This window comes from Williamsia sp. z71 (assembly GCF_059553375.1).
The window spans coordinates 1-24,806 of record NZ_JCANWX010000003.1 but is presented as its reverse complement, the minus strand read 5'-3'; the positions used below and the strand labels follow the sequence as shown (position 1 = coordinate 24,806).

Below are 24,806 nucleotides of genomic sequence, written 5' to 3'. Positions count from 1 at the left end.
ACCTCTCCCGCGTCAGGGCGTAGCGAGAGCCGAGGAGCGTCGTCGCTGTGCCCGGTTGATCACCTTGACCAACACACCCTGGCGTGGCGCGAACAGGTAGATAGCCGCAAACGCCAGGCCCTGGGCCAATACCACCATCGCACCCGGTGCCACGTCCAGGTAGTACGCATAGTAGATCCCGAGCACTGCGCACACGCACGCGAGGACCGGGGCGATGACGAGCATCCGGTTGAAGCGGTCGGTGAGCAGGTATGCCGAGGCGCCCGGGATGATCAGCATTGCGACCACCAGCACCACGCCGACAATCTGCAGTGCGACAACACAAGTCAGGGCCAGTAGGCCGAGCAGCAGGGCGCCCAGGCGGCGAGGGGAGAGTCCGATGGCGTGGGCGTGGGTGGGATCGAAGGCGAACAGTGTCAGGTCGCGTCGTTTGAGGGTCAGGATGATGACGGTGACGATGGCCAGTCCGACGATCTGCCACAGATCGGACTGCGAAACGCCGAGCACGTTGCCGAACAGGATGTGATTGAGGTCGGTCTGACTGGGCGTGACGGAGATCAGTACCAGGCCGAACGCGAAGAGTGTGGTGAAGACGATGCCGATCGCCGCGTCCTCCTTGACCCGGCTGGTGTCCCGAACGACCCCGATCAGCATCACCGCCCCCAGGCCGAAGATCAAAGCGCCCACCGCGAACGGGGCTCCGACGATGTATGCGAGCACCACGCCGGGCAACACCGCATGTGAGACCGCATCCCCCATCAGGGACCAGCCGATCAGCACGATCCAGCAGCTGATCATCGCGCAGACGGCCGCCGCGACCGTGGTCGCCAAGAGCATGTTGACCATGAAGTCTTCGGCGAGCGGGTCGAGCCACCAGTCGACGATCATCATGGCGCGACCTTTCCGTCGATGATGTCCATCCCGAATGCCCGGGCGAGGATCCGGGGCCGCAGGACGATGTCGGGTGAATCCTGGACGAGGACCGTTTTGTTGAGCAGGACGGCTTCGTCGCAGAACGTCCCGAGTGAGCCGAGGTCGTGGGTCGAGACGAGGATCGTCTTGCCCTCGGCGGCCAGTTTGGTGAGCAGGGTGATGATCGTGGCCTCGGACTTCTTGTCGACACCGGCGAACGGCTCATCGAGGAGCAGGACATCGGCTTCCTGGGCGATGCCGCGGGCCACGAATGCGCGCTTGCGCTGCCCGCCGGAGAGCCGTCCGATCTGTCGATCGGCCAGCTCGGTCAACTCCACCTGTTCGAGCGCGTGCGCCACCGCTTCCTTGTCGGCCCGGCTCGCGCGTCGGATGAAGTTCTGATGGCCGTAGCGGCCGGTCATCGCGACGTCACGGACGGACACCGGGAACGACCAGTCGACGTCCTCGGACTGCGGGACGTACGAGACCAGGCCCTTTCTTCGGGCCTGCGCCGGCGTCCCACCGGAGATCGACACGCTGCCGGAGTCCGGCTTGACCAGGCCCATGATCGTTTTGAACAGGGTCGACTTGCCAGACCCGTTCATCCCGATCAGTCCGCAGATCCGACCCGGTGCGATGGTGATGTTGACGTCCTCGAGGGCGTGGACCTCGCCGTAGTAGACGCTGACCCCGGTGATCGACAGCGCCGGCGTGACCTGGGGTTCGTCGCGTCGGGGCGCCAGCAACCCTTCGGCTGTCGGGGGGATGGCCGTCATTGGCTTCCACTTTCGGTCAGGGCGCCGAGGATCGTGTCGGCATCGTGGCGGATCAGGTCGAGGTACGTCGGCACCGGTCCATCGGCTTCGGACAGAGAGTCGACATAAAGCGTGCCGCCGAAACGCGCGTTGGTGGCTCGTTCGACCTGGCGCATCACGGCGTCGCTCACGGTCGACTCGCAGAAGACGGCCTCGATGTCGTTGTCGCGGACGAACTCGATCGTCGACTGCAGTTGTTTGGACGTGCCCTGCTGCTCGGCGTTGACCGGCCAGACGAATCTCTCGCGCAACCCGGTGTCGCGGGCCAGGTAGGAGAAGGCGCCCTCGCAGGTGACCAGCGCGCGGCGCATCGGGGGGACGTCGTCGAGGCGATCGACCATCTCGTCGTGGATCTGCTGCAACTGCACCTTGTACCGCTCGGCGTTGGCCCGGTACTCCGCGGCGTTGTCGGGGTCGAGATCGACAAGGGCGTCGGCGATGTTGTCGGCGTAGATCTGTACGTTCAGCGGCGACATCCACGCGTGCGGGTTCGGTTTGCCCGCGCCGGCGTCCGCGGTGATCGGAATGGCGGCGACACCCTCGCTGGCGACCACGTGGGGGGCGTCGAGCCGATCGACGAACCGCTCGAACCAGGCCTCGAGGTGCAGTCCGTTGTCGATGATGAGGTCGGCCCGGGTGGCGCGGCGCATGTCGCCGGGTGTGGGTTCGTAACCGTGGATCTCGGTACCGGCTTTGGTGACCGACTCGACCCGGACATTGTCGCCGGCGACGTTGGCCACGATGTCCTGTAGGACCGTGAATGTGGTCAACACCGTCAATCGATCATCGTGACGTTCGACCTTGCCCACGCACGCGCTCAGCGTCACCACGGCTGCCGCTGCCAGCAGGAGGCCGGTCGCGCGGGCGAACCCGGCGTGAATTCGCATCTTCCCATCGTAGAGTTCGGCTCTCCGAACTTTCAAGTTCAGGGATGCGAAAGAGCGGGCTGACCGGGGTCGATCAGGCCGGCTCGGAGGGATCACCGCAAGAACGCGGCTGCCGTCTGCGGCCATTGCCGCAACTGCATGGGCGTATCGGCGATGACCACCTCGGCGTCGGGGATCCTCTCGGCGAGGTGCCGCGCCGTCGACAGGGGATGGCCGGCGTCGCCCGACCAGGCCAGGATCAGCACCGGTAGGTGCAACGCGGCCAGGGCGTCGTCATCGGGTAGATCGGAGCGGGCGGCGCCGCGCAGAACCGATGGGAGCAGGGACTCCGGCACCTGGGGCGCGGGTGGTGTCCGGACCAGTCCGGAGTAGATGTGCGGCATCGGCTCGGATGCGAAGGCCTGCGCATAGGCGGCCAGACCGGACCGCTCGATCCACGCGGCGTCGTCGAGGTACCCGCGCACATGAGCGGCCCGTACCGCACCCATGGTGGGCGGGGTGGTCAGCACCAGGCGCCGGAATCGGCCCGGATCCGTGGTCGCGGCGTAGAGCAGTGTGGCGGTGCCCATCGACGAACCGAGCCCGTCGACCGTCTCGCCTTCGGCAACCTGGTCCAGCAACCCCAGCAGGTCCAGGCCCAAGTTCGGCCAGGTGTAGTGCTCGGGCTCGGGGTCGCCGGTCGAACTGCCGTGGGCGCGGGCGTCGTATCGGATCAGCCGATGTTCGGCGCTCACGGGCGACCAGTCGAACATCCCGGTCTGTTCCTGGCCCAGACCGCTCGAGGTGAGGCCGTGTGCCCAGATCGCGACGGGACCATCCCCCGACTCGGTCCAGGCGATCTCGACTCCGCGGACCTCTGCGCGGTGGTCGGTACCCGATTCAAATGTCATGGCTGCCCCGATGTCTCGAATGCTGTGGCCTGCTGATCGTGTGTCGCCAAGGACACCAGTTCGCGGGCCGGCCCACCGAGTCGGGATCCCCGTGGCCAGATCGCGCGTAGGTCCCGCGGCATCACCACGTCCTCGACCTCGATCCGGGCCAGCCGGCCGTCGAGGAGTTCTTGTGCGACAGACAAACTCGACAACACCGCGGGGGCGTCCGAGCCGAGGACCGCGGCCTTGACGGCGGCGACGGAGTTGAGCTCCAGCAGCGGATCGACGACCTCGCCCAGTGCCGACTCGAAGGTCACGCGCGTCCCCGAACCCGGCTCACGTTGCACCAGTGGGGTGGTGCGCAACTCCGCCGCCGAGATGGGCCGGCCGCTCGCAGCCCACGGGTGGTCGGGTCGCGTGATGACCACCAGTTCGTCGCGCATGACGGTCAACGCCTCGAGTCGGCTGTCGGTCTCGGGACCCTCGATGAATCCCACGTCCACCGAGCCGGCCAGGACCTCGCGCGTGACATCGGCCGAATTCATGGGCCGCACTCGAATTCGGGTGTTCGGATGTGTCCGGCGCAGGGTCAGCGCCCACCGTGGGATGAGGTATTCGGCGACGGTCATCGACGCGGCAACGGACAGTGACGCACGTTTGCTCCCGAGCAGTGAATCGACGCCGGCCGAGAATCGTTCGGCCGCATCCAGCAACCCTGACGCCCACTCCAGGACGGCAACACCCTCGGCCGTGAGCTCGGTCCCGGCCGGGGACCGACGGAACAGGACGACGCCCAGTTCGCGTTCCACCGAGTGCACCCGGGCGCTGATCGCCTGCTGGCTCAGATTCTGCTCCCGCGCCGCCGCGCTCATGCTGCCCCCACGGGCCACCGAGACGACCACATCCAACGCGGATAGATCCGGGACGCGCGCGGGCAACACCATCGGTCGAGGGTACAACTGCCGGTTGTACCGGGACAAGGGCAAGCCATCTACCGGGCGGGTGGCAATCAACGCAGGCTTGATCCATGACACCGAACTGGTTTGCCGCAATCATGGGCACGGGCATCGTCGCGACCGCCGGCGTCGCGTTGGACTCGAGTCTGCCCGGACTCGGTGCGCTGACCACGGTCTTCTGGATGCTGGCGGCAGTCGGCCTGGCGGTCGCCTCGGTCCTGTTCCTACGGGGTGGTCCCTCGCGGCACGCCGCCGACCCGGCGATGGCCCACTTCTACGGTGCCCCTGCGATGGCCCTGCTGACCGTGGGCACCGGCACCATCGAGCTCGGACCGCAGTTCATCGGTGCGGATGCAGCGCTCTGGATCGGCGGCCTGCTGTGGACGGCGGGCACCGTCGCCGGTGTCTTCACAGCCGTCTGGATTCCCTTCCGGATGATCACCGGAACCCAGAGCGCACAGTCGGGGGCGATGCCCAGCTGGTTGCTGCCGGTGGTGCCGCCGATGGTCTCGGCGGCCGGCGGATCGCTTCTCATCGAGCATGTTCCGGCCGGTCAGTTGCGGATGGGTCTGATCGTCGTCTGCTACGGGCTGTTCGGGCTGAGTCTGCTTGTCGGACTGCTGACCATGGGGATGGTGTATTCACGATTGATCCACCGGGGACTCCCCTCGACCCTCGTGGCCCCGACGGTGTGGATCATGCTCGGGCTGATCGGCCAGTCCGTGACTGCCGCAGTGCTTCTGGGAGAGCGTGCATCGCTGGTGTTCGTCGGTGACCAGTCATCGACGGCAGCCGGGCTCCGGCTCCTCGGGATCGGCTATGGATTGGTGATGGGTGGCTTCGCGGTCTTCGTCTTCATCCTGGCGGTCTCCCTCACGGTCCACAATGTCCGACGGGGGATGGGCTTCACCCCGGCCTGGTGGAGCTTCACCTTCCCGGTCGGAACCTGTGTGACCGGGTCGTCGGCCCTCGGGTTCGCCACCGGTTCTCTTCTGCTCCAGGGGGTTTCGATATTCCTGTACGTTCTCCTGCTGGCTGCCTGGGGCACCGTCGCCTGTCGGAGCGTTGCGATGGTCGCCGGTGCGCGGGCGGTGGGGTCGGCGCCGGTCAGATGGCCGGATCGTCCGTCCGATGATGGCATCCGCGAGACTCTTTGCGTGCCAATGCCGAGGCGACCACGAGTTGCGCGGTCAGGGTGAGGGCGGCGTCTTCGTGGTCGGTGACGCCGCGGGGGCGCCGCACCGGTGCCGAATCGAGTCGATCGGCGAGCGCGGTCAGGCCCGTCTGATCCCTGCTCAGGGCGGCGTGTGCGGACATCTGGTCCTGGAGTTCGGTGCGGTTTGCGATTCGAACCGCACCGGCCGGACCCGGACCCGGACCCGGATCCGGGGCCGGGATCGTGGTGCCGGTGCGCCCGGCGGCGGCCCGGGCGACACGCCTGCCCATCACCAGGCCCTCCAGTAAGCTGTTGGAAGCCAGTCGATTTGCGCCATGCAGGCCGGTGCGTGCGACTTCTCCGGCGGCGTACAGGCCGGGCACCGTGGTGGTCCCCTCGGTGTCGGTGACCACGCCACCACACAGGTAGTGGGCGCCGGGCACCACCGGGATCAGATCGGTCGCGGGGTTGATGCCGATCTCGGCAATCCCGGCGGTGACGGTCGGGAACCGCCGTGCGACGTCGGCGAGATGCCGGGCATCGAGGTAGACGTGGTCGGCGCCGGTGCGGATCATCGCGGCGCTCACCGCGTCCGCCACCACGTCCCGCGGCGCGAGGTCGCCGAGTGGATGAACACCCGCGGTCACCGAATTGCCTTGGACATCAACGAGTATCGCACCCTCACCGCGCAACGCCTCGCTGATCAGGGTTCGGCGGCCCCGGACTCCGGGCCGGTACAGCATCGTCGGATGGAATTGGATGAACTCCATGTCGGCGACCGCCGCGCCGGCCAGATGGGCCAGCGCGACGCCGTCACCGGTCGCACCGAGGGGATTGGTGGTGGCCCGGTACATGTGCCCGACGCCGCCGGTGGCCAACACGACGGTCGGTGAGTACACCTCGGTGCGGACGCCATCGCCCGAACCGATGGCCAGGCCGACGGCCGTTCCGTGGGTGCTGAGCAGGATCTGCTGGGCATGCGTGTCATCGAGGACCCGGATGTTGGGGTGTGTGAGCGCCTTCTGTGTCAGGGCCCGCTGCACCTGGGCGCCGGTGGCATCCCCGCCCGCATGGATGATGCGGCGAACGCTGTGCCCACCTTCGCGGGTCCGCAGAAAGCGGCCATCGGAACCGGTGTCGAACTCGGCACCCCAGTCGACCAGCGCGGAAACCGCCGCGAAACCGTCGCTGACGATCAATTCGGTGGCGGCGGGATCGGCGAGACCGGCCCCGGCCACGATGGTGTCGCGGGTGTGGAGTGCGATCGAATCCTCGGTGTTGTGGGGCTCGACGACGGCGATGCCACCCTGGGCGAAATAGGTGGCGGTACCGGGTTCGCTGTCACCGGGATGCCAGCGGAGGCCCTTGTTGACAACCAGGACATCCAGGCCGGTTTCGGCCGCGGTCACCGCTGCGGTCAGGCCCGCGACACCGGCCCCGACCACGACCAGATCAGTGCGCAGCGCCGCGTCGGAAACCATGAGGGAAAAGTCTATCCGTCGAGGTCATCGCCAACCGATCAGGGCTTGACCAGCGATATCCGCAGCTCGTCCAACGGCACCTTGGTGCCGTCCGGCGTGGTCAATGCGGCTTTCACTGGTTCGCCGGTGACGTCGGAGATCAGGTCGAGGGGGTGGCCCTCGGGCTGCAGGTATTTGTCGCCCCACTGCATCAACCCGAAGACGACGGGCATCAGATCGGCGCCCATCTCGGTGAGGTGGTACTCGTACCGGGTGCGCTGTCCCGGCTCCCGGTACGGGGCCTTCTCCAGGAGTCCGGCATCGACGAGCCCCTTGAGACGGGCAGAGGCCACCGCATCACTGACCCCGACCCGACGCGCGAACCCGTCGAACCTGGTGGTGCCGTACATCGCCTCGCGCAGGATCAGCATCGCCGTCCTGGTGCCGACCACATCGAGGGCGCGCGTGATCGAACATCGATCACCGGGAACCCAGCGATCGAGGTCGGCCAACGTGTCATCCAGAACGGCTGCCATGGCCCCGAATATACGCCGCCTGACTAGGGGTTATCACAGTCAGGCGATGTCGCCCGGACCCCGGTCAGCTCAGTACCAGGCAGAACGGGTGGCCGACGGGGTCCAGATAGACCCGGAAGTCGTCGTGTTCCTGCCCCTCGACCTTGGTGGCCCCGGCCTCGAGGACCTTGGGTTCGGCGGTGTCGAAGTCGGAGACCTGGACGTCCAGGTGGATCTGCTGACTCCCGTTCGGATCGGGAAACCTCGGCGGCACGTAGCTCGTCGACTGTTGAAATGTGAGCTTCGCCTTGCCGAGACCACAGTCCAATTCGACCCATTCCGGATCGCTGGTGTCGAGGTCTCCGCCGAGCACTTGCTGGTAGAAACCGGCCAGTTCCACCGGATTCGGACCGTCAAGTGCAATTGCTTTCACGAAACCGATCATCAGTACTCCCAACTCGTGTGTCGAACTCGCCACCACTACCACTTGAGGACAAGATGGACATGTGGCGGAGGAATTTGACGTGTGTTGGTCAACGGTAATTGCTGCCGCCGACACGCACGGCGCCTTCGGGGACGCCCCGGACAACGGATGGGTCCAGCGGTGCCGTCTGGGTTCGGGTCATCCCGGAATCCACGCCTCGGATGCGGGCGCCGGACCCCGCGACGGCTTTCGGCTGTGGCTGCAGTGGTCCGATGACGACGACACCCATCGATTGACCGAACTCGAACCCTGTCCGGTCCTCGACAGCACGGATCTGGCATGTGTGTTCTTCGCCGGCCACGGCGGACCCCACCGGTATATCCCGACGACATCGACGCCGCGGTTCGGTTCGCACTATCGGCCCGACGCCACCGTGAGTGTGAACGGGGTGAACCGATCCGGGTCGGTGGCGACCGCTGACGATGCGGCAGCGACCACGCCCGACGTTCCGGAGTCCCCGAGTGCGCCGGAACCCGAGCCCGCCGCCCCGGCAGCACTTCCACTTCCCGAGACCGAGGCGCAAAGTCCCCGGCACGAATCGTCCGACCCGGCTCCGGAGGCGGACGAGGTCCCCGTCGGTACCGGTCGCCGCTCACGTCACTCCGGTGAACCTGCTGATGAGGCTGCGCAATGGATGGCCGGACCCGCCGTCGGCCGCGTTCGTTCGGTTGACGAGGTGCTGCTCGACCTGGTCGATCTGCTCTCGGAGTTGGCGACGTCCATCAAGCAGCAGCGCGAGACCTGACCGGCCGCGATCCCCTGTTCGGCCGGGTGGAGCTTGTCGACTGGAATACCCTAGGGGGGTACAGTGGTTCCTGTTGTCAGGCGACAGGGGGCAACCATGACCGACGAGCCCGGCCACATGTCCCATTGCGTCATCGATCCCGCCCGTGAGAGTGACGAGCAGGGGCAGGCGAAAGTCAAAGAGGCCACCGAGGCAATCGCCCGGCTGGTCCGTTCGTAGAAGGGAATCTCCAGATGAGTGTCGAGACCTACCAGGTGATCGGGATGACCTGCGAGCACTGCGTGGCATCGGTCACCGAAGAAGTGGGCGAGATCCCCGGCGTGGACCGCGTCGAGGTCGATCTGGATACGGGGGCATTGAATGTGCATGCCGCAGCGCCGGTAGCTCGCGAAGCGATCGAAGAGGCGGTTGTCGAAGCCGGATACCGGCTGGGCTGACCGCATGACCACCACATCACCCGCGCATATCGATCTCGAGATCGGTGGCATGACGTGCGCGTCGTGCGCCAATCGGATCGAGCGCAAACTCAACAAACTCGAGGGTGTGGCCGCCACGGTCAACTACGCCACCGAGAAGGCAAGCGTCAGTTACCCCGAGTCGGTGGACACCGCCGAACTGATTGCCGCTGTCGAAGCGGCCGGCTATCACGCAAAGGTGCCCGAACCGGCCGGCGTGGACCGCGGCGACGACGACAGATCAGACCCGGAACTGCACACGCTCCGGCACAAGACCCTGGTCAGTGCGGCCCTGTCCATACCGGTCATCGCCATGGCGATGATTCCGCAACTCCAATTCGACAACTGGATGTGGCTGTCGCTGACATTGGCCGCGCCCGTTGTCGTCTGGGGCGGCTGGCAATTCCACCGAGCGGCCGCGATCAACGCCCGCCACGGCACCGCCACGATGGACACACTCGTCTCCGTCGGGACACTGGCGGCCCTGGGCTGGTCGCTGTATGCGCTGTTCTTCGGCGCCGCCGGTGATCCCGCGCTCACGCATGGGGGCATGGACATGGCCTCCTCCGACGGCACGGCCAACATCTACCTGGAAGCCGCCGCCGGTGTGACCACCTTCATCCTGGCGGGGCGGTACTTCGAGATGCGCGCGAAGCGGCGGGCCGGCAGCGCGCTGCGGAGCCTGCTCGAACTCGGCGCCAAAAGCGTCACCGTCCTCGTCGGGGGACGTGAGAAGCTGGTCCCCATCGAGCAACTCGGGGTCGGGGACCTGTTCGTGGTGCGCCCGGGCGAACGCATCGCCACCGACGGCGAGGTCGAAAGTGGTTCGTCCGCAGTCGATGCCTCCATGCTCACCGGTGAATCGGTGCCGGTCGAAGTCGAGCCCGGCGACCCGGTTGTCGGTGCAACGGTCAACGCCGGTGGCCGGATCATCGTGCGTGCCAAGCGAATTGGAAGTGACACCCAACTTGCGCAGATGGCACGGCTGGTGGAGCAGGCGCAAACCGGAAAGGCGCAGGTTCAGCGGCTGGCCGATCGGATCTCGGGTGTGTTCGTCCCGATCGTCATCGTCCTGGCCCTGGGTACCCTGGCCGTCTGGCTCGGTCTGGGTTATGACACGACCGATGCGTTCACCGCTGCGGTCGCGGTACTCATCATCGCCTGCCCGTGCGCGCTCGGACTGGCGACCCCGACGGCACTGATGGTCGGCACCGGACGTGGTGCCTCGATGGGCATCCTGATCAAGGGCCCGCAGATCCTGGAATCGACCAGGCGGGTCGACACGATCGTGCTCGACAAGACGGGCACCGTCACCACCGGCCAGATGACGCTGACCGAGGTGCTGGCCGCCGACGGCGAAGACGTCCGGCAGGTGACACGTCGGGCAGGCTCGGTCGAGAACGCCTCAGAGCACCCGATCGCCAGAGCGGTGGCCGTCGGCGCCGAGGAACGGGTCGGTGACCTGGCCGTGGTGTCGGACTTCGCCAACAGCGCGGGACTCGGCGTCACCGGCGTCGTCGACGAGGTGTCGGTATCGGTGGGGCGCCCGCAGTGGCTGGTCGAGCGAGGCCTCGACCTCCCCGATGAGCTGACGGCGGCCGTCGACGCGGCGGCCCGCTCCGGCCACACCGCGATCGCGGTGGGATGGGAAGGCCGGGTTCGCGGTGTGCTGGTGGTCTCCGACGTTCTCAAACCGACGTCCGCACAGGCGGTTGCCGAACTCGTCGATCTCGGCCTGACTCCGGTCCTGCTCACCGGCGATCACGAGGCCGTGGCGAAAACCGTTGCTGCGCAGGTGGGCATCGACGCCGTCATCGCAGGTGTGCTGCCGGCGGCGAAGGTCGACGCAATCAAAGACCTGCAGGCGCAGGGGAAGGTCGTTGCGATGGTCGGCGACGGCGTCAATGATGCTGCGGCTCTTGCGCAGTCGGATCTCGGGCTCGCAATGGGGACCGGGACCGATGCTGCGATAGAGGCCAGTGACATCACTTTGGTGCGCGGCGACCTGAGGGCTGCCGCGGATGCGATCCGGTTGTCGCGGGCGACACTGCGCACGATCAAGGGGAACCTCTTCTGGGCCTTCGGCTACAACGTCGCAGCGATTCCACTCGCCGCGCTCGGGCTGCTGAGTCCGATGATCGCGGGTGCGGCGATGGCCCTGTCGTCGGTGTTCGTGGTGGGCAACAGCCTGCGGTTGCGCCGATTCCGGTAGCCGCGGTCGGTTTCAGGTGGGGCTCTTGGCGAATGTCAGCGTCCTTGAGCCGGATTTGGGATCTGGTCCAGCTCCGGTTCTTCTGCACCCTTGTCGAAGACCAACGGATAAAGAACGCCCGCGATGATCGCGCCCACGATCGGTGCCACCCAGAACAGCCACAACTGACCCGGCGCACCGTTCCCGTTGAAGAACGCCACACCGGTGGATCGGGCCGGATTCACCGAGGTGTTCGTGATCGGGATGCTGATCAGGTGGATCAGGGTCAGGGTCAGGCCGATCGCGACGCCGGCCAAACCCGCCGGTGCCCGCTTGTCGGTGGCGCCCAGGACGACGATGACAAAGAACGCGGTCAGCACGACCTCGGCGATCAATGCGGCCCATAGCGCGTAACCGGCCGGGGAATGATCCCCGAATCCGTTGGCGGCCATATTCCCTTCGGCTTCAAAACCATCTCGTCCGCTGGCTATCGCCAGGATGATCGCACCTGCGGCGATACCTCCGATCACCTGGACGATGATGTATCCCGGGACGTCTTTCCATTCGAAGCGTTTGGCCAGGGCCGCACCAATGGTCACCGCCGGATTGAAGTGGCCACCCGAGATGTGTCCGAGAGCGTAGATGCCGGTCAGGACGGTCAGACCGAATGCGATCGAGACACCGAGAAAACCGACACCGACCTGGAACATGGTTCCGGTGTCCTCATCCTCGGCGATGGATTTGGCTGCGAAGACCGCGGTTCCACAACCGCCGAGCACGAGCCAGAAAGTGCCGAGCGCCTCGGCGGCAAGTTTTTGAACTGTGGTCGGAGTGGCCATTGGATCAAACCTCCAGAAATGGTTGGTGATCTTCGGGGTGACTCGCACCGGGTGCAACGGCTCGGCGTCCACAATCGGCTTTACGGGCGAACATCGCCGTTACTATCGGCAATTATTACCCCAGTGGCATGAAACATCTGCTGTGTTGAATATTCGATGCGTTTTTCGACCCGGAGAAGGCCGATCTCGGGGATCATGATGCAAATGGGAAGAAGCGGACAATGAGCAACCTCGTCGACGGTCCTGAAATCAACTGTCACCCAGAACCGTCATCCGATCGCGCTGTGCAGATCCTGACCTCACGCGAGGTGCCACTCGGTGGACCTCGGGCGATGACGGTCCATCGGACGCTCCCGCAACGGGCGCGATCCCTCATCGGTGCATGGTGTTTTGCCGACCACTACGGTCCGGCGGACGTGCGGGAGACGGGCGGGATGAACATGCCGCCGCATCCGCACACCGGCCTTCAGACCGTCAGCTGGTTGTTCACCGGGGAGGTCGAGCACCGCGACAGTTTCGGTGTCCATGCGATGGTCCGGCCCGGTGAGGTCAATCTGATGACGGCAGGTCACGGGATCTGTCATTCGGAGGTGGCCACGCCGGAGACGACCGAGCTGCATGGTGTCCAGCTGTGGGTGGCACTGCCTGCCGACGCGCGGGACACCGAGCGGCGATTCGACCATTTCGTGCCCGAGCCGATGTATGTCGACGCCGGTCGCATCAACGTGTTCATCGGGACGTTGATGGGCAGCACCTCACCGGTCAAGACCTTCAGTCCACTGCTGGGCGCTCAGATCGAGCTGGATACCGGAGCCACGCTGACGATTCCGGTCGATCCGGATTTCGAGCACGGGGTGCTCGTCGATCAGGGCACGATCAGCGTCGACGGCGCGGAGGTGGCGCGCACGGAGATGGCCTACGTCGGAACCGGCCGAACCCATCTGACACTGCAGAGTTCCGATGATCAGCCGTCGCGGGTGATACTCCTCGGCGGCACACCGTTTGCCGAAGAACTCGTGATGTGGTGGAACTTCGTCGGCCGCAGCCATGAGGACATCGTGACCTACCGCGAGCAGTGGGAGCAGCAGTCCGACCGCTTCGGCGAGGTTTCCGGATATGAGGGGCCGGTCACCCGCCTGCCGGCACCTGCCCTGCCCAACGCGAGGATCAGGCCACGCCGGGAGCCCTCGCGATGAGCGGAATATCCGGGTGGCACAGGGGTGTTGAGCGGACATGACCAACAACAGCGGGACCCTGCAGGACAAGACCGGCGCACCGGTGACGGTGACCGACGACCCGGTCGAACGCCGGTACATCGTCACCGTCGACGGTGAGCGCGCCGGTCTGGCGGCCTACGCGGACCGGACCGACAAAGACGGTGTGGCGCAACGGGTTTTCTATCACACGGAGGTGTCCGAGGCTTTTGGTGGCCGCGGGCTGGCCACCATCCTGGTGAAGGAAGCCCTCGATGATGCCCGCGCGCAGGGCAAGAAGATCGTCGGTGTGTGCCCGCTGGTGGCGGCATTCCTGAAGAAGCATCCCGAATACTCGGATGCGACGAACAGGGTCACCAAGGAGATCTTGGATTGGCTGGGTGCCTGAGCCGGGCTCAGGACAATCCGGCCAACCTCAGCAGCGCGGTCGATCCGGCGGCGGCCACCACCACGGCCACAAAGGGAACCCGCCGCCAGGCCAGCACGCCACCGACGGCCACCCCGATGATCCTTGCCGGACTGGAGATCTCGCCGCCGTCGATGAAGGTGGCCGTGGCGACCAATGCGGCCAACAGGACCACGGTGCCGACGGTGGTGAGCTGTTCGAATCGTTCGGGTATCGTCCACCGCCCGGCCAGGACGGGCCCGGCGAACCGGAATGCGAAGGTGCCCACGGCCAGTGCGGCGATCCCGAACAGCAGTGCCGGTGTGCTCACGCTCATTTCGCCACCGCCCGCTGTGGCCGCCGGACCGGGACGGCCAGGACAACTGCGCTCAGCGCCAACAGGATCGGTATCCCGGCCGGGGTGAACGGTGATGCGGCGACCGCGATGACGGCGCCCACACAGGCAGCCTTGCCGGTGGCGCGGTCCCGGAGGCTGGGCAAGATCAATGCCAGCAACACCGCGGGAAACGCGGCATCGAGCCCGAAGGCGTTGGTATCGCTGATCATGCTGCCACCGATCGCGCCGATGACTGCGCCGATGTTCCAGGAGACGAACAGGCCGGTGCCGCAGGCCCAGTAGACCGCCCGTCGTCGCTCCGGATCACGTTGCGCGATGGTGAAGGCCACGGATTCGTCGATCATGAGGTGCGAGCCGACCAGCCGTGAGGCCATTGACGTGCCGAGTACGTCTCCGAGGGAAAACCCGAACAGGATGTGGCGCGCGTTGGTCAACAGACCGGCCGCCACCCCGGCGAAAATGCTTCCGCCTGCCGCGATGATCGCCACGAAGGCGAACTGTGCGGCACCGGCGAACACCACGACCGACATCAGCAGCGGTACCCAGATCTCGAAGCCACTGCCGACGGTGATCGCGCCGCAGGACAACCCCACCAGTGCGATGGCGGCACAGACGAGTGTCACGTCGCGGGCCACCGCCGGGTCGAGTGTTCGCCATATCGAACGCATGGCTTTTATGGTGGACTTTGTTCAAGGTGTTCGTCAACCCGAACGACCGGTAGTGTCAGGCGAACGAAGCCGCCGGCACGGAGTCGGATCACGGCAGAACAGTTCGAGGAGACCGAAGATGACCGGTGCACCCCTGGCGGCCATTGCGGCCGCGCTACAGCGGGAACGGAAAAGGACGGGACTCTCGCTGGCCGAGGTCGCCCGCCGGGCCGGGGTGGCGAAGTCGACGTTGTCGCAGCTCGAGGCGGGTAACGGTAATCCCAGTGTGGAAACGCTGTGGGCATTGAGCACTGCCCTCGAGGTGCCGTTCGCGCTGTTGGTGCAGCCACCGTCACCGCGCGTGCAGGTGATCCGCTCCGGTGAGGGCCCGGCCCTGTCGTCCGAGCGCTCGGATTATGTGGCCACGCTGCTCTCTGCCTGTCCCAACTACGCCCGCCGGGATCTCTACCTGGTCACCGCGCAGCCGGGAGAACCCCGGGATTCCGACCCCCACATGTCCGGCGTCGTCGAACACGTGGTGCTCGTCTCCGGGCGCGCGCTGGCCGGCCTGATCGATGAGCCGGTCGAACTCGGTCCGGGGGACTACATCAACTACCCGGGCGATGTCCGGCACACCTTTTCGGCACTGGAGCCGAACACGGTCGCGGCGCTGATTTCCGAACACGCCTGAAGGTGTGTCCCCGGCCGCGCGATTGACCTAAAGTAGAACAAGTTCTAATTTGGCTGAACACGGTGAGTTCTGGTTGGGACTGAAGGGTCGAATCGCGGGGTGCCCAGCTCGGCGTCGCCCGCGGGAAGAGTGAGGATGCGCTGATGAAGGCCGAATTGCCCGAGGTGGTTGCCGTATCGACGGTCAACGAGTGGTCCGATGAGGTCGACGTGCTCGTCGTCGGATGCGGGATCTCCGGCGGCAGTGCTGCGGTCGAGGCGGCAACCGCGGGGGCTCGGGTGCTGGTCCTGGAGCGGGCTGCAGTCGCCGGCGGCACCTCGGCGATGGCCGGTGGGCACTTCTATCTCGGTGGCGGCACCGCGGTGCAGCAGGCGACCGGGCACGAGGATTCGGCCGAGGAGATGGAGAAGTACCTGCTCGCTGTTTCACGTGAACCCGAGCCGGACAAGATCCGCGCCTACTGCCAGGGGAGCGTCGAGCACTTCGACTGGCTCGAGTCACTCGGCTTCGAGTTCGAGCGCAGCTACTACCCGGAGAAGGCCGTGATCCAGCCCGGCACCCAGGGCCTGATGTACACCGGCAACGAGAAGGTCTGGCCCTTCTGTGAACAGGCCGTGCCGGCGCCGCGCGGTCACAAGGTCCCGGTCAAAGGTGACCTGGGTGGGGCCGGCATGGTCACAGACCTGCTGGTGAAGCGGTTGGCCGAGATCGGTGCGGAAATCCGGTACGAGACCGGTGCACGCAACCTCGTGGTCGACGAGAGCGGCCAGGTCGTCGGGGTGCGATGGAAGCGTCTGCAGGACACCGGGTTCATCAAGGCCAAGGCCGTGATCATCGCCGCGGGCGGGTTTGTGATGAACGAGTCGATGGTCTCGGAGTTCGTCCCCCAGATGTCCGAGAAGCCCTACACGCTGGGCAGTACCTACGACGACGGGTTGGGCATCCGGCTCGGGGCGTCGGTCGGCGGCGGACTCAAGCACATGGATCAGCCGTTTGTGACCGCCCCGGTCTACCCGCCGTCGATTCTGCTGACCGGGCTCGCGGTCAACAAAGACGGTCACCGGTTCGTGTGCGAGGACTCCTATCACTCGCGGACCTCGGCATTTGTGATGGAGCAGCCGGACGCGGTGGCATATCTCATCGTTGACGAGGCACACATGGAACGGCCCGAGTTCCCGCTGGTGCCGTTCATCGACGGGTGGGAGAGCATCGCGGAGATGGAATCGGCGCTCGGGATACCCGAAGGGAACCTGCAGGCGTCCATGGCCCGATACAACGACCATGCCGCCCGCGGGGAGGATCCCGATTACGGCAAGCGTCCGGAGTGGCTGGCGCCGCAGGACCAAGGTCCGTGGGCGGCGTTCGACATGTCACTGGGCAAGGCGATGTACGCCGGATTCACCATGGGTGGGCTGGCCACCTCGGTCGACGGGGAGGTTCTCCACGAGTCGGGTGCGGTGATCCCGGGGCTCTACGCGGCCGGTGCCGGGGCCGCCAACCTCGCTCAGGACGGCAAGGGCTACGCCAGCGGGACGCAGCTCGGCGAGGGATCGTTCTTCGGCCGTCGGGCCGGCCGACACGCGGCAGCCCGCTAGCGGGTGGCGTCAGGAGGCGGTGGCGAGCTGTTTGCGCAGCGCCCGGGCGAACATCTGCCGGAAAGTGACGAACCGGACACCGGTCGCGATCAGGTTCACGGTCATCAGGATGACCAGCTCGAGCCGGCTCGATGGGTGCTCGGAGATCTCGTGCAGGACGAACAGTGAGAACGCGGTCAGCGCCCAGCCGAAGGCGAAGACGGCCACCCCCTGGATGTGGTGGCTGAGAAGGTGCGATGAGCCCCGTAGGCGGAAGGTGAAAGCACGATTGGCGGCGGTGTTGAGCACGGCCGCGACAAGCATGGCGATGAAGTTCGCGGCCTGTGCACCGACGAGTCCGTGCAGCGTGAGGTACATCAGCGCGTACGCGGTCGTGCACATGATCCCGACCGCAGAAAAACGCAGGACCTGCATTGGCAGGGGCCTGCGTACGAACTCGACAAGAGTTTCTCGCCGGGGAGGATCTGTTTCCGCCGCAGCGGTTTCGATCTGATCTCCAGGGACCGGGCCTATCGTCACAACGAACACGATATGGGAGGACATCGGAATTCGTGGTATCGGCGGGCGAAGTTGTCGGGCGAACCATGGAAATTTGTTGTATGGAGTTGTCAGGCCCGGGCCGGAGCGGCCGGTCGGGGGTATAGCCGCCCCGGCCCGAGGTCTTGATCTACCTCACGTGGTGATGCTGGTCGCAGGTCAGGCGGCCGGCGGCATCAGCACCGTGTCGACGAGGTAGACGGTTGCGTTGGCGGTTTCCACACCGCCACAGATCACGGAGGCGTCCTGGACTGTGAGGGTGTCGACCGGGCCGGTCACGGTGACCACCTGGCCCTCGACGGTCTCGTGTTCGCCGACGATCTCATCGGGCGACAACTGTCCGGGCACGACGTGGTAGGTCAGGATCTTGGTCAGCGTTTCGCTGTCGGTCTTCAGGGATTCGATGGTCGCCGGATCGATCTTGGCGAAGGCGTCGTCGGTGGGTGCGAAGACGGTGAACTCGCCCCCGTTGAGGGTGTCCACCAGGTTGACATCGGGGTTGAGCTGGCCGGAGACCGCGGCGGTCAGGGTGGTGAGCAACGGGTTGTTGGCGGCCGCGGTGGCGACCGGTTCTGCGGCCATGCCGTCAACCGAGGCTGCGCCGGTCGGGTTGGCTTCGGCGTAGGCTGCGCAGCCCGGGCCGACCAGTGTGGCGGCTTCTGCCATGGTGCCTGATTCGCTGGGCATTGCGGACGTGGTCATCGGTGCGGAGGTCATCGCCGAGGCGGTGGTGCTGTCCGACGAGGAGTCGGAACTGTCGTCCGAACAACCTGCCACGAGGCCGATTGCCAAGCCAACGCTCGCCACGGTCACTGCCAGTCGCTGAATTCGTTTGAGAGCCATCTTCGCTGTCCTTATCCATTACATCGGTCATGTATGCGACGCCGGCGACGCAGGGGAGCATCTGTGGCGCCGATCATTTGTCGGTCACGGCAGGTTCGGAGCTGCTGCGGGGGCGGATGGGTGCGGATGAAGGAATCTTGTGATCGGGCCCTGGGCCATCCGAAACCTCGGTGGATACGAATCACCTCCCGACATGAGAACCTTGAAATCTCCTGAGAGGGTGCGGAATTGCGTATAGCAGCAACGGCGCGTCACGGGCTCGCGGGCCTGGTGGCGGCAGGTGCCGGACTTGCTGCCGGGGAGCTGACAGCTGCCTTTGTCTCGTCCTACGCCTCGCCTTTCTATGCGGTGGGTTCGTTTCTCGTCGATCGCGCCCCCGCCTCGATGCGTGAGTTCGCCATCGAGACGTTCGGGACCAATGACAAGCCGGTGTTGTTGTGGGGCATCGCGATTGCGGTGGCGCTTCTGTCCGTGGTGGCCGGGATCGCCGAAAGGCGCGCTGTCCCTGTCGGTTCGGCGATGATCGCGGCGTTCGGCATCTTCGGGGTGGTGGCGGCGCTGCATCGGCCCACGTCGGACGGTTGGTACGCTGTACCTTCCCTGGTTGCGATCGTGGTCGGTGTATTGGTGCTGCGATACCTTCGTGGTTTTCTGGTCGGCGGGTCATCTGCCGAGCCCGCTGCGACGCGGAATGGTATGTCGCGGAGAAGTTTTGCGATCTCTGCGGGTCTGATCGTGGTGATCTCCGGCGCCGGTGCATTCGTCGGCAGGCAGATCTCGACGATGGGTGACGTCGTCGCCGATCGCAAACGCGTGCGGCTGCCGCGGCCGACCAGTGTGGCCACCCCGATTCCGGAAGGTGCGGACGTCGCGGTCGAGGGTGTGACCCCGTTCGTCACCGCCAACGATGACTTCTACCGCATCGACACCGCCTTGCAGGTGCCGGCGCTGACCACCGGGGATTGGCGGCTACGGGTGCACGGGATGGTCGAGCGTGAGTTCGTCCTCACCTGGGACGACCTGATGGACATGCAGTCGACCGAACGGATCGTGACACTGACATGCGTCTCCAACGAGGTCGGTGGCGAGCTGGCCGGTACGGCCTCCTGGGTGGGGTATCCGATGAAGGCGATTCTGGAGCGGGCGGGTGTGCGCGACGACGCAGACATGCTGTTCTCGACGAGTGTCGACGGATGGACGTCGGGCACACCCCTCGATGCGGTGATGGACGGCCGCGACGCGATGTTGGCGATCGGGATGAACGGCGAGCCGTTGCCGCTCGAACACGGATTTCCGGTCCGTCAGGTGGTGCCCGGACTGTATGGCTATGTCTCGGCGTGCAAGTGGGTCGTCGATTGGGAGGTCACCCGCTTCGACAAGGCGCAGGCGTACTGGACCAAGCGTGACTGGGCGCCGGAGGGCCCGATCAAGACCGCCTCACGCATCGACCGGCCCGCCGCATTGTCACGGCATCCGGTGGGTGACGTGGTGATCGCCGGCACCGCGTGGGCACAGCATCGCGGGGTCGCCAAGGTCGAGGTCCGGGTCGATGACGGTCCGTGGAACACCGCATCGCTGGCGACGGAGTATTCCGACGACACCTGGCGGCAGTGGTATTGGACCTGGCCGGCCACCGCGGGACAACACACCGTCTACTGCCGCGCGACAGACAAGGACGGACAGGTCCAACCCGAGGAACGGGTCGCGCCGATTCCTGACGGTGCCACCGGTTGGCACAACCGAGTGCTGCGGATTGAGTAGGTGTTTTGATGACTATCGCTAGTGTCATGGATGTGACCGACCGAATTCCCGAAGCGCGGGTGGACCTCGCCGATCTGTTGATCCGGACGGCCGGCCACGATCGAGCGGCTTTTGCCGACCTGTACGACGCGACGAGCGCCCGGGTGTTCGGGTTGATCCTTCGAGTTCTACGAGATCGTGGTTATGCCGAAGAAACCCTGCAGGAGGTGTACCTGCAGGTGTGGCAGAAGGCCGAGGGCTTCGATCCCGGTGCCGGATCTGCGCTGAGCTGGATGATGACCATCGCGCACCGGCGGGCAGTCGACCGGGTTCGCAGCGAGGAAGCAGCCAGCAGGCGATCCACCGACTACTCGGTGTCGAACCTGGAACTGCCCAGTGACAGCGTGGCCGACTCCGTCGTGTCCCGGGAGGAACGTGACGACGTCGTGTTCTGCCTGGGCAGCCTGACCTCGACGCAACGCCAGAGCATTGAGCTCTCCTACTATGGGGGCCTGACATATCGGCAGGTGGCAGAGCGCCTCGACGCAGCTCTCCCGACTGTCAAGTCCCGTATCCGCGACGGCCTCCGTCGACTGAAGCAGTGTCTGGAGGCGAGTCCGCATGGCTGAGCACAGTTGGCTCGACGAGCACATCGAACTGTTTGCCGTGGGAGCGCTGGAGGCCGAAGAGGTTGACCGGGTCGAGCGTGAGATCGGACAGGCGCCGCTCGCCGAGCGACAGCGGTACCGCAGCGAGATCAGCCGTACCCGCGAAGCCCTCGCCTCGCTGTCGGCCGAGTACGCCACCGCGCCGCCGCCACAGATCCGTGGACTGTTGCTGGCCGAGTTACCCGCGCCGCCTGCCACATCCGAACCGGAGCGGCCACAGTCCGAGGTTGCCACTCCGTCGGCGTCGAATGTGGTTGATTTCACATCGCGTCGTCGTCGGGCGAGCATCGCCGTCGGAGCGGTTGCGGCCGCGCTGATCCTGATCGTCGGTGGCGTACTGGTGGGTCGGGTCACCGCGCCGGACAACACCGGTCCGGTCGCGCAGGATGACCTGGACAGGCAGATCAGTCAGGTGCTCTCGGCGCCGGATCTGAAGCTGCAGCAGGCCGCCGTCGGCGACGGTGCCAGTGTCACCGTCGTGGCTTCACGCGACGAGAACAAGGCGGTCGTCCTGGCCGACGGGTTGCCCCCGGTTCCAGCAGGCCAGACGTATCAGATGTGGCTGATGGGTGAGGACCACGAGCCGTTGTCGGTCGGGCTGATGCAGGGTTCGCCGGGTCGTCAGGCCGTCGCCGTCGACGGTGTCGCCGGTTCGGACGAATTCGGTGTCACGGTCGAACCCGAGGGCGGGTCTGCGCAGCCGACGGGCGCTCCGGTCGTCGCTGTCACATTCTGATCACGCCGCGCGACGGCATGCCACACCGCAGATCGGTTAATTGCGGATAACTCGCTGTTCAAAAGCTTTTGGCGGGTACGAGTCCAGTTCTTGAACTGTGTTCAGTTGCATACCACCCCTGTCCTTTTGAGCATGCTATGTTCCAACGCAGTGATGTGGCGCACGTGAGTCGTGCGCCACATCGGCCATTTGTGGGCAGGCGTCGGACCGAGGTTCACCGACGAACCGCCCAACCCCATGACAAGGGAGCTTGAAATGAGTGTGGGTGTTGTGCGCGAAACGGCGGCGGGGGAACGCCGAGTCGCGCTGGTTCCGAAGGTCGCGGCCGCTTTGGTGAACAAGGGTGTGCCGGTGATCGTGGAGTCGGGCGCGGGTTTGGGTGCGTTGATTCCTGATGAGTTGTATGTCGAGGCCGGTGCGTCGATCGGCGATCCGTGGTCGGCTGAGGTGGTTGTGAAGGTTGCCCCGCCCACCGATGCCGAGATCGGGAAGTTGTCGTCGGGTTCGTCGTTGATCGGTTTTCTGAATCCGCGTGATGCGCAGAATCAGATCGGCGCTTTGAAGTCGGCGGGTGTGCAGGCCTTCGCTGTCGAGGCGATTCCACGTATCTCGCGGGCTCAGTCGATGGATGCGTTGTCCTCGCAGGCCAACGTCGCCGGCTATAAGGCGGTGATCTTGGCGGCTGAACGCTCGACCCGGTTTTTCCCGATGTTGACCACTGCTGCCGGGACGGTGAAGCCGGCCACGGTCTTGGTGCTCGGTGTGGGTGTGGCCGGGCTGCAGGCGCTGGCCACGGCCAAGCGTCTGGGTGCGCGGACCACCGGTTACGACGTGCGTCCGGAGGTGGCCGAGCAGGTCAAGTCCGTCGGCGGGCAGTGGCTCGATCTGGGGATCGACGCCGCCGGTGAGGGTGGATACGCCCGCGAGTTGACCGAAGACGAACGCGCACAACAACAGCAGGCTCTGGAAAACGCGATCAAGGGTTTTGACGTGGTCATCACGACCGCGTTGGTGCCGGGTCGCCCGGCGCCGCGTCTGGTGACCGCGGCGGCGGTGCAGGGCATGAAGCCCGGCAGTGTGGTGGTCGATCTGGCCGGTGAGACCGGTGGTAACTGTGAGTTGACCGAGCCGGGCCAGGAAGTCATCCGTCATGACGTGATGATCTGCTCGCCGTTGAATCTTCCGGCGGGTATGCCCGAGCATGCCTCGGAGCTGTATTCGAAGAACATTCTTGCGTTGATCGAGTTGATGCTCGATGAGGGCGGCAAGATCGTCCCGGATTTCGATGATGAAATCCTCGCCGCGGCCTGTGTCACCCGCGAACCAGTGACAACCAATTCGGCTGGAGCCGGGAAGGCAGGTGCCTGATATGTATTCGGGTCTTCTCGCGAATATCGCGATTCTTGTACTGGCCGGATTTGTTGGCTTCGCCGTCATCTCCAAGGTGCCCAACACCCTGCACACACCGTTGATGTCGGGTACCAACGCCATTCACGGTGTGGTGGTGCTCGGTGCGTTGGTCGTGTTGGGCCGTTTGCCCGATGATGCCCCGTGGGGTGTGCGGATCATCGCGTTCGTCGCGTTGATCTTCGGCACCCTCAACGTCGTTGGTGGGTTCTTGGTCACCGACCGGATGCTGGGAATGTTCAAGGGCAAAAAGGCGCCGGCCGCATCGCAGGGAGCTGACAAGTGAACAACCTGGTCAACATTCTTTATATCGTCGCGTTCTCGCTGTTCATTCTGGGTTTGTCGGGTCTGACCGGACCCAAGACCGCGGTGCGCGGCAACTGGATTGCTGCTGCCGGTATGGGTTTGGCGGTGATCGCCACGCTGATCGAGATCCGCGACACCTATGCGATCAACTGGATTTTGATCGTGGCCGGTCTGGCGATCGGTGTGATCTTGGGTGTGCCGCCGGCCAAGCGCACCAAGATGACCGCGATGCCGCAGCTGGTCGCGTTGTTCAACGGTGTCGGTGGCGGCACGGTCGCGTTGATCGCGTGGGCCGAGTTCATCGAGACCGCAGGGTTTTCCGAGTTCAAGCACGGTGAATCCCCGACCATCCACATCGTGATCGGGTCGCTGTTCGCGGCGATCATCGGTTCGGTCTCGTTCTGGGGTTCGCTGATCGCGTTCCTCAAGCTGCAAGAGCTGATGAACAAGAACGTCGAGAAGGCATTCGTCCGCAACGCCAAGGTGTTCCAGATCGCGAACATCGTGCTGCTGGCGGTGGCGATCGCGGCGTGTGTGTTCATCGGTGTCAACGCCAGCCCGGGTGAGGGTTCCTCGCAGTGGTGGATCGTGCTGGTGCTCGTCGCCGCCGGGATTATGGGCTTGTTTGTGGTGTTGCCGATCGGTGGCGCGGATATGCCGGTGGTCATCTCACTGCTCAACGCGTTGACCGGCCTGTCCGCTGCGGCAGCAGGTTTGGCGCTCAACAACACCGCGATGATCGTGGCCGGCATGATCGTCGGCGCCTCGGGTTCGATCCTGACCAACCTGATGGCCACCGCGATGAACCGGTCGATCCCGGCGATCGTGTTCGGATCGTTCGGTGGTGGCGGTGCGGCCGGGGCTGCCGGCCCGGCCGGTGAGCAGGGCACCGTCAAGGCCACCAGTGCCGCTGATGCCGCGATTCAGATGGCCTATGCCTCGCAGGTGATCGTGGTCCCCGGTTACGGGTTGGCGGTCGCGCAGGCGCAGCATGCGGTCAAGGACATGGCGAGCATCTTGGAGGAGAAGGGCGTCGAGGTGAAGTACGCCATTCACCCGGTCGCCGGCCGGATGCCCGGACACATGAATGTGCTGCTGGCCGAGGCTGATGTCGAGTACGACGCGATGAAGGAAATGGACGACATCAACGGCGAGTTCGCCCGTACCGATGTCACCCTGGTCATCGGCGCCAACGACGTCACCAACCCCGCCGCGCGTAACGATCCGTCGTCCCCGATCCACGGGATGCCGATCCTCAACGTCGATCAGTCCCGTTCGGTGATCGTCCTCAAACGCGGTATGGCCTCCGGGTATGCCGGTATCGACAACCCGTTGTTCACCGCACCGGGTACCTCGATGCTCTTCGGCGATGCCAAGAAGTCGGTCGGCCTG

Annotated in this window: 28 protein-coding genes; 15 read left to right on the top strand and 13 right to left on the bottom strand. The window is 65.5% G+C overall.

The genetic code is table 11. From position 1 onward, the window contains the following. Positions 1-12: 12 nt before the first annotated feature. From AC51GR_RS08235 to AC51GR_RS08215, 5 genes are all read right to left on the bottom strand, one after another. Positions 13-891, bottom strand: coding sequence for a metal ABC transporter permease (locus tag AC51GR_RS08235; RefSeq protein WP_496324146.1), 879 nt, complete (start codon positions 889-891; stop codon positions 13-15). Continuing rightward, the gene (locus AC51GR_RS08230) at positions 888-1,688 is read right to left on the bottom strand and encodes a metal ABC transporter ATP-binding protein (protein WP_496324145.1); all 801 of its coding nucleotides are present in this window, start codon (positions 1,686-1,688) and stop codon (positions 888-890) included. The genes AC51GR_RS08235 and AC51GR_RS08230 overlap by 4 nt, the downstream gene beginning before the upstream one ends. After that, complete coding sequence (locus tag AC51GR_RS08225) at positions 1,685-2,614, bottom strand: metal ABC transporter substrate-binding protein (RefSeq protein WP_496324144.1); 930 nt, start codon at positions 2,612-2,614, stop codon at positions 1,685-1,687. Before AC51GR_RS08225 ends, AC51GR_RS08230 begins: the two co-directional genes overlap by 4 nt. A 92-nt stretch (positions 2,615-2,706) precedes the next feature. Continuing rightward, positions 2,707-3,504, bottom strand: a complete 798-nt coding sequence (locus AC51GR_RS08220; protein ID WP_496324143.1) for an alpha/beta fold hydrolase — start codon at positions 3,502-3,504, stop codon at positions 2,707-2,709. Continuing rightward, positions 3,501-4,430, bottom strand: a complete 930-nt coding sequence (locus AC51GR_RS08215; protein ID WP_496324142.1) for a LysR family transcriptional regulator — start codon at positions 4,428-4,430, stop codon at positions 3,501-3,503. Before AC51GR_RS08215 ends, AC51GR_RS08220 begins: the two co-directional genes overlap by 4 nt. 83 nt (positions 4,431-4,513) lie before the next feature. Between AC51GR_RS08215 and AC51GR_RS08210 the strand changes: the two genes are divergently transcribed. Beyond that, positions 4,514-5,641 (top strand): TDT family transporter, encoded by a 1,128-nt coding sequence (locus AC51GR_RS08210; protein WP_496324141.1) that lies wholly within the window; start codon positions 4,514-4,516, stop codon positions 5,639-5,641. Here the strand turns inward: AC51GR_RS08210 and nadB are convergent. The 3 genes from nadB to AC51GR_RS08195 form a co-directional block, all read right to left on the bottom strand. Then, positions 5,550-7,079: an L-aspartate oxidase gene (gene nadB, locus AC51GR_RS08205; protein WP_496324140.1), complete on the bottom strand. Its 1,530-nt coding sequence runs from the start codon at positions 7,077-7,079 to the stop codon at positions 5,550-5,552. The genes AC51GR_RS08210 and nadB overlap by 92 nt on opposite strands. A 38-nt stretch (positions 7,080-7,117) precedes the next feature. Continuing rightward, positions 7,118-7,594 (bottom strand): winged helix-turn-helix transcriptional regulator, encoded by a 477-nt coding sequence (locus AC51GR_RS08200; protein ID WP_496324139.1) that lies wholly within the window; start codon positions 7,592-7,594, stop codon positions 7,118-7,120. A gap of 64 nt (positions 7,595-7,658) precedes the next feature. Continuing rightward, positions 7,659-8,051: a VOC family protein gene (locus AC51GR_RS08195; RefSeq protein WP_496324138.1), complete on the bottom strand. Its 393-nt coding sequence runs from the start codon at positions 8,049-8,051 to the stop codon at positions 7,659-7,661. 46 nt (positions 8,052-8,097) lie between these two features. Between AC51GR_RS08195 and AC51GR_RS08190 the strand changes: the two genes are divergently transcribed. The 4 genes from AC51GR_RS08190 (at position 8,098) to AC51GR_RS08175 (ending at position 11,469) form a co-directional block, all read left to right on the top strand. Continuing rightward, positions 8,098-8,802 carry a hypothetical protein gene (locus AC51GR_RS08190; RefSeq protein ID WP_496324137.1) on the top strand — a complete coding sequence of 235 codons (705 nt, stop codon included), beginning with the start codon at positions 8,098-8,100 and terminating at the stop codon, positions 8,800-8,802. A 96-nt stretch (positions 8,803-8,898) separates the two neighbouring features. Beyond that, positions 8,899-9,021, top strand: a complete 123-nt coding sequence (locus AC51GR_RS08185; RefSeq protein ID WP_496324136.1) for a hypothetical protein — start codon at positions 8,899-8,901, stop codon at positions 9,019-9,021. Between the two features lie 14 nt (positions 9,022-9,035). After that, positions 9,036-9,239 (top strand): heavy-metal-associated domain-containing protein, encoded by a 204-nt coding sequence (locus tag AC51GR_RS08180; RefSeq protein WP_496324135.1) that lies wholly within the window; start codon positions 9,036-9,038, stop codon positions 9,237-9,239. A gap of 4 nt (positions 9,240-9,243) precedes the next feature. Then, entirely contained in the window at positions 9,244-11,469 is a 2,226-nt protein-coding gene (locus AC51GR_RS08175; RefSeq protein ID WP_496324134.1) for a heavy metal translocating P-type ATPase, read from the top strand. Between the two features lie 35 nt (positions 11,470-11,504). On the opposite strand, the gene aqpZ is transcribed toward AC51GR_RS08175, so the two are convergent. Beyond that, entirely contained in the window at positions 11,505-12,287 is a 783-nt protein-coding gene (gene aqpZ, locus AC51GR_RS08170) for an aquaporin Z (RefSeq protein WP_496324133.1), read from the bottom strand. 221 nt (positions 12,288-12,508) lie between these two features. Between aqpZ and AC51GR_RS08165 the strand changes: the two genes are divergently transcribed. Both AC51GR_RS08165 and AC51GR_RS08160 read left to right on the top strand, forming a co-directional pair. Next, entirely contained in the window at positions 12,509-13,483 is a 975-nt protein-coding gene (locus tag AC51GR_RS08165; RefSeq protein ID WP_496324132.1) for a pirin family protein, read from the top strand. A 37-nt stretch (positions 13,484-13,520) separates the two neighbouring features. Continuing rightward, a complete protein-coding gene (locus AC51GR_RS08160) occupies positions 13,521-13,889 on the top strand; it encodes a GNAT family N-acetyltransferase (RefSeq protein WP_496324131.1) in 369 nt (122 codons plus the stop codon). A 7-nt stretch (positions 13,890-13,896) separates the two neighbouring features. On the opposite strand, the gene AC51GR_RS08155 is transcribed toward AC51GR_RS08160, so the two are convergent. Continuing rightward, positions 13,897-14,223: an AzlD domain-containing protein gene (locus AC51GR_RS08155; protein WP_496324130.1), complete on the bottom strand. Its 327-nt coding sequence runs from the start codon at positions 14,221-14,223 to the stop codon at positions 13,897-13,899. Continuing rightward, on the bottom strand, positions 14,220-14,912 hold the full coding sequence (locus AC51GR_RS08150; protein ID WP_496324129.1) for an AzlC family ABC transporter permease: 693 nt from the start codon (positions 14,910-14,912) through the stop codon (positions 14,220-14,222). Before AC51GR_RS08150 ends, AC51GR_RS08155 begins: the two co-directional genes overlap by 4 nt. A 118-nt stretch (positions 14,913-15,030) precedes the next feature. Here AC51GR_RS08150 and AC51GR_RS08145 point away from each other — a divergent pair, with 118 nt between their 5' ends. After that, positions 15,031-15,582 (top strand): helix-turn-helix domain-containing protein, encoded by a 552-nt coding sequence (locus AC51GR_RS08145; protein WP_496324128.1) that lies wholly within the window; start codon positions 15,031-15,033, stop codon positions 15,580-15,582. Positions 15,583-15,725: 143 nt separating this feature from the next. Beyond that, positions 15,726-17,177 carry an FAD-binding protein gene (locus AC51GR_RS08140; RefSeq protein WP_496324127.1) on the top strand — a complete coding sequence of 484 codons (1,452 nt, stop codon included), beginning with the start codon at positions 15,726-15,728 and terminating at the stop codon, positions 17,175-17,177. Positions 17,178-17,186: 9 nt separating this feature from the next. On the opposite strand, the gene AC51GR_RS08135 is transcribed toward AC51GR_RS08140, so the two are convergent. Together AC51GR_RS08135 and AC51GR_RS08130 are read right to left on the bottom strand one after the other, a co-directional pair. After that, positions 17,187-17,591 carry a GtrA family protein gene (locus tag AC51GR_RS08135; protein WP_496324126.1) on the bottom strand — a complete coding sequence of 135 codons (405 nt, stop codon included), beginning with the start codon at positions 17,589-17,591 and terminating at the stop codon, positions 17,187-17,189. 282 nt (positions 17,592-17,873) lie between these two features. Further along, on the bottom strand, positions 17,874-18,557 hold the full coding sequence (locus tag AC51GR_RS08130) for a fasciclin domain-containing protein (protein WP_496324125.1): 684 nt from the start codon (positions 18,555-18,557) through the stop codon (positions 17,874-17,876). Between the two features lie 228 nt (positions 18,558-18,785). Between AC51GR_RS08130 and AC51GR_RS08125 the strand changes: the two genes are divergently transcribed. The 6 genes from AC51GR_RS08125 to AC51GR_RS08100 all read left to right on the top strand — a co-directional run. Then, entirely contained in the window at positions 18,786-20,318 is a 1,533-nt protein-coding gene (locus AC51GR_RS08125; RefSeq protein ID WP_496324124.1) for a molybdopterin-dependent oxidoreductase, read from the top strand. Between the two features lie 26 nt (positions 20,319-20,344). Next, entirely contained in the window at positions 20,345-20,926 is a 582-nt protein-coding gene (sigK, locus tag AC51GR_RS08120) for an ECF RNA polymerase sigma factor SigK (protein WP_496324612.1), read from the top strand. Next, positions 20,919-21,701, top strand: coding sequence for an anti-sigma factor (locus AC51GR_RS08115; protein ID WP_496324123.1), 783 nt, complete (start codon positions 20,919-20,921; stop codon positions 21,699-21,701). Before sigK ends, AC51GR_RS08115 begins: the two co-directional genes overlap by 8 nt. A gap of 255 nt (positions 21,702-21,956) precedes the next feature. Beyond that, positions 21,957-23,069, top strand: a complete 1,113-nt coding sequence (locus tag AC51GR_RS08110) for a Re/Si-specific NAD(P)(+) transhydrogenase subunit alpha (protein ID WP_496324122.1) — start codon at positions 21,957-21,959, stop codon at positions 23,067-23,069. A 1-nt stretch (position 23,070) separates the two neighbouring features. Then, a complete protein-coding gene (locus AC51GR_RS08105) occupies positions 23,071-23,394 on the top strand; it encodes an NAD(P) transhydrogenase subunit alpha part 2 (protein ID WP_496324121.1) in 324 nt (107 codons plus the stop codon). Beyond that, the coding region (locus tag AC51GR_RS08100; RefSeq protein ID WP_496324120.1) for an NAD(P)(+) transhydrogenase (Re/Si-specific) subunit beta at positions 23,391-24,806 on the top strand (1,416 nt) is incomplete at its 3' end. The genes AC51GR_RS08105 and AC51GR_RS08100, both read left to right, overlap by 4 nt.